Source organism: Paraburkholderia sediminicola, assembly GCF_046026855.1.
Classification (GTDB): domain Bacteria; phylum Pseudomonadota; class Gammaproteobacteria; order Burkholderiales; family Burkholderiaceae; genus Paraburkholderia; species Paraburkholderia sediminicola_A.
On the sequence record NZ_JAQQET010000094.1, the window covers coordinates 1 to 1,319 of the forward strand.

The 1,319-nt window shown below is 59.2% G+C and carries 1 protein-coding gene and 1 other annotated feature; the gene reads right to left on the minus strand.

From position 1 onward, the window contains the following. Positions 1-34 precede the first annotated feature (34 nt). A protein-coding gene (locus tag PQR40_RS38945) for an IS3 family transposase (RefSeq protein ID WP_408242455.1) occupies positions 35-1,269 on the minus strand; the annotation gives its coding sequence in 2 pieces (ribosomal slippage) (positions 35-981 and positions 981-1,269; 1,236 coding nt in all). After that, positions 875-991: a sequence feature (AL1L pseudoknot), on the minus strand. (Overlaps the previous gene by 117 nt.) Positions 1,270-1,319: the final 50 nt, after the last annotated feature.

The following is a 1,319-nucleotide window of genomic DNA, read 5'->3' on the forward strand; positions in this document are numbered from 1 at the left end:
TGAACCGCCCCGGGAATCGTGGAGGCTGGTTGGTTTAAGTTGATGCCGGCACAGCGATGGTATTGCTGAATTGCCGGTAGTAGTTTGCCTCAGCTTCAGCGGGCGGGATATAGCCGAGAGGTTCCATCAGCCGATGGTGGTTGAACCACGCGACCCATTCCAGCGTCGCCAGCTCGACAGACTCACGCGTTTTCCACGGCGCACGACGATGAATCAGTTCGGCCTTGTACAGGCCGTTGATCGTTTCAGCCAGCGCGTTATCGTAGCTGTCGCCTCGGCTGCCAACCGACGGCTCGATGCCTGCTTCGGTCAGCCGTTCGCTGTAGCGAATGCTGACGTATTGCGAACCTCTATCGGAGTGATGGATCAGTGTTCCGTCATTGTCCGGCCGTCGAGCGTACAGCGCCTGTTCAAGTGCATCCAGAACGAAGTCCGTGGTCATCGACGAGCTGACGCGCCAGCCGACAATGCGCCGAGCGAACACGTCGATCACAAATGCGACATAGAGCCAGCCCTGCCACGTCGAGACGTACGTGAAATCCGACACCCAGAGCTGGTTCGGCCGGTCAGCCTTGAACTGACGGTTGACCCGGTCGAGCGGGCGTGGAGCCGATACATCGGGGATAGTCGTGCGAACTCGCTTTCCACGCCTCACACCGCGCAAACCCTGTTGCTTCATCAGCCGCTCGACGCTGCAACGTGCCACCGCAATACCCTCCCGGTTCAACTGCTTCCAGACTTTATCCGCGCCGTAGACCTGCATGTTGGCCTGCCAGACTCGCTTGATTTCTGGACTCAGAAACTCATCGCGTTTCGCTCGGGCACAGCGCCGCGACGGATCGCGAAGCTGTGCGGCATGACGCCGATAGCCCGACGGGGCAATCCGCAAGACCTTGCAGATCGACTCGACCCCGAAGGTGTCGCGATGCTGGTCGATAAAGGCCTTCAGGACTTCAGGCGGCGGTCGAGTTCCGCCTGGGCGAAAAATGCGCTCGCCAGCTTCAGAATCTCATTGGCACGGCGCAGTTCCTTAACCTCACGCTCCAGTGCCTTGAGGCGTTCACGTTCCGACGTGGTGACACCCTCACGCTCACCGCTATCAACTTCTTCTCGCTTGACCCATCCCAGCAGCGTCTGGCTCGTACAGCCGATCTTGGGGGCGATGGATTCAATCGCTGCCCACTGTGAGGCATACTCGCCCCGATGCTCTTGCACCATGCGCACAGCACGTTCGCGGACTTCAGCAGAAAACTTGTTCGACTTGTTCATAGCTCCATTCTCTCAAGAGTTGGAGCCTCCACCAAATCCGGGGCGGTTCA